The organism is Sulfuricurvum sp. (assembly GCF_022759005.1).
Taxonomy (GTDB): domain Bacteria; phylum Campylobacterota; class Campylobacteria; order Campylobacterales; family Sulfurimonadaceae; genus Sulfuricurvum.
In genome coordinates this window covers 1-6,074 of sequence record NZ_JAEMQA010000105.1, presented here as the reverse complement: position 1 = coordinate 6,074, position 6,074 = coordinate 1, and the positions used below count along the sequence as shown (strand labels likewise).

Annotated in this window: 10 protein-coding genes and 1 tRNA gene; 6 read left to right on the top strand and 5 right to left on the bottom strand. The window is 44.8% G+C overall.

Annotated features, from left to right (window positions below):
• Nucleotides 1–404, top strand: a 404-nt coding sequence (locus JHC35_RS06870) for a flagellar hook-length control protein FliK (RefSeq protein ID WP_295043362.1), incomplete at its 5' end; no start/stop codon positions are given.
• Nucleotides 401–649, top strand: a complete 249-nt coding sequence (locus JHC35_RS06865) for an EscU/YscU/HrcU family type III secretion system export apparatus switch protein (protein WP_295043359.1) — start codon at nt 401–403, stop codon at nt 647–649. The genes JHC35_RS06870 and JHC35_RS06865, both read left to right, overlap by 4 nt.
• Nucleotides 650–667: 18 nt before the next feature.
• Here the strand turns inward: JHC35_RS06865 and JHC35_RS06860 are convergent, their stop codons facing one another.
• Nucleotides 668–1,102 carry a YcgN family cysteine cluster protein gene (locus JHC35_RS06860; protein ID WP_295043356.1) on the bottom strand — a complete coding sequence of 145 codons (435 nt, stop codon included), beginning with the start codon at nt 1,100–1,102 and terminating at the stop codon, nt 668–670.
• Between the two features lie 83 nt (nt 1,103–1,185).
• Here JHC35_RS06860 and JHC35_RS06855 point away from each other — a divergent pair, with 83 nt between their 5' ends.
• A complete protein-coding gene (locus JHC35_RS06855) occupies nt 1,186–1,644 on the top strand; it encodes a hypothetical protein (RefSeq protein WP_295043353.1) in 459 nt (152 codons plus the stop codon).
• 25 nt (nt 1,645–1,669) lie between these two features.
• Here the strand turns inward: JHC35_RS06855 and JHC35_RS06850 are convergent.
• Nucleotides 1,670–1,746, bottom strand: a tRNA-Gly gene (locus JHC35_RS06850).
• A 212-nt stretch (nt 1,747–1,958) separates the two neighbouring features.
• Here JHC35_RS06850 and JHC35_RS06845 point away from each other — a divergent pair.
• Entirely contained in the window at nt 1,959–2,207 is a 249-nt protein-coding gene (locus JHC35_RS06845) for a hypothetical protein (RefSeq protein ID WP_295043350.1), read from the top strand.
• Here the strand turns inward: JHC35_RS06845 and JHC35_RS06840 are convergent.
• Entirely contained in the window at nt 2,204–2,917 is a 714-nt protein-coding gene (locus JHC35_RS06840) for a DUF3108 domain-containing protein (RefSeq protein WP_295043347.1), read from the bottom strand. The two genes, JHC35_RS06845 and JHC35_RS06840, sit on opposite strands and share 4 nt — an antisense overlap.
• A 51-nt stretch (nt 2,918–2,968) precedes the next feature.
• Nucleotides 2,969–3,364, bottom strand: a complete 396-nt coding sequence (locus JHC35_RS06835; protein ID WP_295043344.1) for a hypothetical protein — start codon at nt 3,362–3,364, stop codon at nt 2,969–2,971.
• 125 nt (nt 3,365–3,489) lie between these two features.
• Between JHC35_RS06835 and JHC35_RS06830 the strand changes: the two genes are divergently transcribed.
• Together JHC35_RS06830 and JHC35_RS06825 are read left to right on the top strand one after the other, a co-directional pair.
• Complete coding sequence (locus JHC35_RS06830) at nt 3,490–4,248, top strand: TerB family tellurite resistance protein (protein ID WP_295043340.1); 759 nt, start codon at nt 3,490–3,492, stop codon at nt 4,246–4,248.
• Between the two features lie 9 nt (nt 4,249–4,257).
• On the top strand, nt 4,258–4,668 hold the full coding sequence (locus tag JHC35_RS06825) for a rhodanese-like domain-containing protein (RefSeq protein ID WP_295043337.1): 411 nt from the start codon (nt 4,258–4,260) through the stop codon (nt 4,666–4,668).
• Between the two features lie 2 nt (nt 4,669–4,670).
• Here JHC35_RS06825 and JHC35_RS06820 read toward each other — a convergent pair whose 3' ends face one another.
• The gene (locus tag JHC35_RS06820; protein ID WP_295043333.1) at nt 4,671–5,927 is read right to left on the bottom strand and encodes a response regulator; all 1,257 of its coding nucleotides are present in this window, start codon (nt 5,925–5,927) and stop codon (nt 4,671–4,673) included.
• Nucleotides 5,928–6,074 lie beyond the last annotated feature (147 nt).

Genomic DNA, 6,074 nt, shown 5'->3' with positions numbered 1-6,074 from the left:
CCCAAATCGACTACCATCAAATGCTCTCCCATCTCAGCTCCTCAACCTCAATCTATTTTCCCTTTGCATGGGATCAACTGGAAGGGGGATCATTGGTGTTCAAAAAAAGCAACGAAAAGAAGTTTTACTGTGAGATCAATCTGAAACTCAAAGAGTACGGAGAACTCGATCTTATGATGGGATTGTATAATGAGACGCAGTTGGAGATCCAAGCCCATACCGAGAAAAGTTCTCTCAAATCTCTGATCCAAGAAAACATGGCGGAACTTAGGTCGCTACTGATCAAAGCAGGATTAACACCCCGTGCAATCCGTGTCATTGACAAACGCGAAACCCAAACCCCTCTCACTGAGAACTATATATCGACCGAAGGCTCCGATATGGGATTCGAGGTAAAAGTATGAAAAAAGCGGTTGCTCTGGGATACGATCAGGACAAAAACCGCGCTCCCCGTGTCGTCGCCAAAGGGAAAGGCGCAAGTGCGGAAAACATCATCAAAATCGCCCAGCTCCACAATCTCCCTATCAAAGAAGATGCCGATCTCGTAGAGCTGCTCAGCAAAGTGGAGTTAGATCGTGAAGTCCCCGAAAAACTCTACGTCGCGGTTGCCGAAGTGTTTAGTTTTCTCTATAAAATCACGAAAAAATAGCGTTTTATTGAGAAAACTTTATCCCATTACATAATCTTCGACATCAATCTCGTCGTTTTCAACTATGGGGTTGAAAGAGTGCATTCCAAAAGGGTGTACCGAATCAGGATTTTTGGTGATCAGAGGGTGCCAAGACGGCAAAGGCTTGCCGTGATAACGCAACCGATAGGCACAAGTTTCAGGGAGCCAATCGAACTCTTCCACGCGTTCCAAAGTGAGTTTCATACACCCCTCTACCCTCTCATGACGATTCGCATAATCGCTGCATCCATGTTTTTCCATATCATAACAACGGCACGCGACACGGGTGAGATAAATCTCATCATCTTCTTCGTCTTGGATGCGGTGCAAACAGCACAAGCCGCATCCGTCGCAGAGTGCTTCCCACTCTTGAGGGGTGAGTTCTTCGAGTTTTTTTGTTTCCCAAAACGGGGCAGTAGTAGTATTTTCCATAACCGAAAGATAGCATATTTAGGGTGAAAACTGAGTATTTGATCCATTATTTGGGTATGATGAGGATACTAAAAAGGATATACATGACAACCGAACAACCATTAAATGAACTCTTGCGCGAATGTGCCGACTCGGTCGGAGGCAAAAACTTTTTCCTCACCCTCGCTGAGACGATCCGATCTACCCGAGAGGGGATTCTCGTCGGAGAAAAAAAACAAATCAACTATTCCAGCGGAACGATGACATGGAACAAAACGCTCCATGCCGATAACTGGAGATTGTTGATCGAATCGGCAAAAGTGCGTACGAAAGACGGCAATATTTTGCTCCCAGCCGAAGACAAACGGCACAAAAATATCCTCAATATGATCCGCACCCTTAAACCGCTCACGTTTACGGTGAAACCGAACAACGGCGAAGACGGTGAGGGGTTTAGCTTCAATGCACTCGAAGTGATCGATGATAAAACAACTCGTGTATCGCCGCTCTTTAAAGCGATATTTACCATGCCGATGGACATTTTGAAAAAGAGTATGGGGTAAATAAGGATTGTTTTCAAGAAAGAAGTGGAGCGGGAAACGAGACTCGAACTCGCGACATTCAGCTTGGAAGGCTGACGCTCTAGCCAACTGAGCTACTCCCGCGTCACGAGTGAAATTATACCACCCATACCCTTAATCATTTATTTGTTTGGATGCTTGTTTCTGTATAATTCATCCTATCACTTTTATAAAATGAGCAATTTATAAGAACAGAGCGCGTACCATTCGGGCAACAAAATCCCGACAAAAAGGATGCCGTCTTTTTAGCCATCTACGTCGATGCGATTTCACCGTGGCGCTATTTCAAAGATGACATGCAGCATATCAAATGCCCCGCACTCATCATGATCGACCGATGGGACGGACGGATGGGGTTTCCCGGCGGAACGCTCAAAGAGGGGGATGACTCTCATTTTATGTCCGAGATTACGGGGATCAAAATCGTCCCGCTGCTCCAGCACGAAAACAAAGGGATTAACCGTTTCCTCGAAAATTCGTTTGCCGGTTCGTCACGGGATGATTTGGATGTGCTGCTGCGCGAAGTGTTTCACCTCACCCTTTAGCGGATCCGTTTTCCCACAATGTCACCAAAGAAAAGGACATCCTCTAAAATGGCTTTTTGTGCCAATCCTTCAGAATCGAGATTAATCAGCAATTCCCCTTGAGCGCTGGAGAAAATACGGTCATTCAAAACAACTTTCAAAAACTCTCCGCTTTCCATTCCAAGCGTTTGTTTCATCTCAGCAAGGGCTTCGTCTTTGGGAAACGCAACATTGATCCGGCCGTCTTTGCGATTCCCTCCGATCACATAAAACGCCCTGTCTTGCCGCTCTTTAAGGTAGTGTTTGAAATTGAAAAAGAGGGTGAGAATATCCTCTGAGGCGTAAAAATCATTTTTGACTTTATCCCATTCGTCGCTTTGGATGTTTTCACACCATACCGTTTTATTGGGATGATCGAATGTATAGATTTTGGTCGTTTTTTTCGAATCGGTACGGCGTATTTTGATGTATTTTTGGGGAACGAGTATCCCGTTAATAATATGACCATGACTCTCATAGGTTTCGACACGGTTGTTGGTCAATACTTTTGCAAGTCCCGTTGTTCTCGCTTCGATACGAATCGAATAGGTGTTGTCCTCTCGGGTCTCAAATCGGGCATCCGCCACTCCAAGGGCTTCAAAAATACCGTATGAAACCTCATAGGTAGCCGTAAGCACTTGAGCTGACAAAAGCTGCGAGAAGAGTATCAGTGCAAATATGAGAGCTTTCATGGATTATCCTTTGAGAGCAGGATAGAGCGTCATTGTGAAGCCTTTGCGGATTTAGAGTTTCAGCAAGAGCGACCCTGCCCCTTTGGAAACGATCCCCAATGGTACTTTGATCCCCTCTTGCATATGATCGGCAAAAATTCGGTTGAGCCACACGCGGTTGGTTTGTACTTTTTGGAGAATTAAATACTCCTCTTTATCCTCGATTAGGGTCGTATACGAACCAATATCCACGTTTAAAGGCTGCTTTTCCCCCTCAGGAAACAGATTGAAGCGGAGCGTTTTTTTCGTCGTATCGACGGTGACATTGTCCACTTTCCCGTAGCCTCGCGCATTAAAATAGAGCGATATGGCAGAGGTTAAGAGTTTGGATCGGATTGTGTCCATTGTGGAGAGCTCAGCAGATTGGAGCGTCCCCAACACAATAATAAGGGCTAAAATCAAACGCATAAACATGGTTACCTCAAAGGAGCAAATAAATACAATTATAGCTTTAAGCCCCTAAAAAGAGCACTTCCCATCGTTACTTTTTAAAGGTACACTGTCACTTATTTTTACATACAGAGGATTTGTAAATGACTCAAATTGTCGTCTTTGCCGTAGTGGCACTCCTTTTTTACTGGCTCTCTCGAAGCTTTGCACACAATGAGCACACCTATACCCGCAACCAGTTTGCCGGATTCAAACTCACAAAAGAGAACCTCGCTTATAGTGAGCTGGGGCTGTTCGTCGCGCTGAGCGCAAAAATCGCCAAAGCCGACGGGCGGGTCGATGAACTCGAAGCCGAATTGATCAGTAATATGTTCAACGACATCAGCGCCCTCTTCCCCGATCCCGAAGCGACGAAAAAACTGCTTAAAGAGATTTTTGACGAAGAGAAAAATGCCCCGCACAATATCGATCCGGTAGCACAAGCGCTCTATCAAGCCCTCCAAAACGACGCGCACAAACGTCAAAAAATGATGGAGTTTTTGGTCCATCTCAGCTACATCGACGGTACTCTCAGTCACACCGAAGAGGAGATGCTCCGCGTCATTGCACGACATCTCAGGTTTCGTGACGATGAGCTATCATCGATGCTGGAGCGTTTCGGCTCTTATCATCGCCACAGCGCCAAAGAGAGTTCGATTGATCAAGCCTATGTGCTGTTAAATCTCACCTCAGCGGCAACGAACGATGAAGTGAAAAAAGCGTACCGTTCGCTGGTCCGCAAATATCATCCCGATATTATCAAATCCCAAGGGGCATCGGATGAGTACCTCAAAGAGGCGACCGAAAAGGTTCAAGAGATCAACGCAGCGTATGAAATGATCAAAAAATCGCGCGGAATGTAAGGAGAGTTTATGGATAAAAAACGATTGTTAAATATCGGATACTGGGTTGTTTTTGCGGCATTGGTCGGAGCATTTGCGTATACCAAAGGGTGGATTTTTACCAATTTTGAATCGATCACTGCAGAACAAGCGTATCAACGGATCCAATCGGATGAGAAAAGTGTAATCGTCGATGTTCGAACGCCCGAAGAGTTTTCACAAGGGCATATCAAAGGGGCGATTTTGATCCCGTTGCAGACACTCGATCAAAATCTCGGTTTGCTCAACGGTGTTAAAGCACAAAGCATCATTGTCTACTGTCACAGCGGAAACCGCAGTGTAGCAGCATCTCGGCTGCTGGTCAAAAACGGCTTTACTCCGCTCAATCTCAAAGGAGGAATTAGCGAATGGAGTGCCAAAGGGTTCCCGACCGTCCAATAATCTTACGCTACATACAGCGTATTGCCTCCTGAGGCTTTGGCCTGAACCAAAGCGCTGTCCGCTTCGTTGATGGTATCATTGAGCGTATCTTCGGGATGAAATACCGCACCGATTGAGACACTCAAGGCAACCTCTTCTTCCCCTATACTGAACGGAATAACCGATATTTTTTGACGTATGTGTTCCAAAAGCTCCATCGCACTTTCACGGGTATGATCGACCAATACTAAAATGAACTCTCCGGTTTCGAAACGGCCAAAAAGATCGCGATAGTCGATACACGAACGGATCACCTCGGATGTTTGAATGACAATGCCATTTCCGATCTCCTCACCGTAGGTTTCATAGAGATATTTTTCATCGTCTATCTCGATCACCGCTGTCACAAACTCTTCTTCGGCTCGAGAACCAGTAAAACGGTTCTCCATCAATGTCATGAAATAGCGCTGGTTGTAGAGTCCGGTCAAGAAATCACGCTTGCTGTAGTTCGTCAGAGCATCAATATTTTCCAACGCTTCTATCGCGTTATTCAAACGACAAGAAAATTCCTCTTTGCTAAAAGGTTTGTTGATAAAATCGTTGGCGCCGTGTTTGAGAAGCATTGCCGAAACCTCCAAATCTTCCGTAGAAGAGAGGACGAAAACGGACAACTGATTTTTAGTGTAGCGTTTTCGTACCGCTTTGGTGAGCTCCAATCCGTCCATCACCGGCATATTGTAATCGGTGATGATGATTTTGATGTCGGGATTTTGTTCCATAATGAGAAGTGCCTCTTCTCCGTGGGCGAGTGCGTAGACCCGAAAAAAGAGGTTTTCGACCATTTTCTTCATCTGGTTGCGGAAAATCGACGAATCATCGACCACCATCACTTTGTGGGCGCGATTTTTGAGCAATCGTTTGATGATGTCGATCACGTAATCGATGTCATCAAGTCCCCCTTTGTGAACGTAATCGATAATATCTTTTTTGAGTATCTCCTTGCGGAATTCTTTGTCAACACTTCCTGTCAAGACAATGGCGGGGATATGTTTTTTAAGCATCGCATCGACGATTTCACCGTGCGGAGCATCGGGGAGATTGAGATCGATGATAGAGAGTGTATAGGTGTATTTTTTAGTAAACAGTTCCGCTTCTGCGAGCGAATAGGCGATATCTATTTCCAAGCCCAACTCATTTTTCACTTTGAGCATGATAAGTTTTGAGAGTGCTTTACTATCATCGACCAATAAAATCCGTTCTGTTTGTACCGTTTTTGCCATTCATATCCGTTCAGTGTGTGTAAGCGTCATAGCATTATAATGAAATTATTACTATTTTGATCTTAGAAGAAAAAGGATCAAAATTATCCTAAACGATAGCGTAAAATATTTTCTGTAAATTCCAATGTCAGCTATGATGAGAAAAAA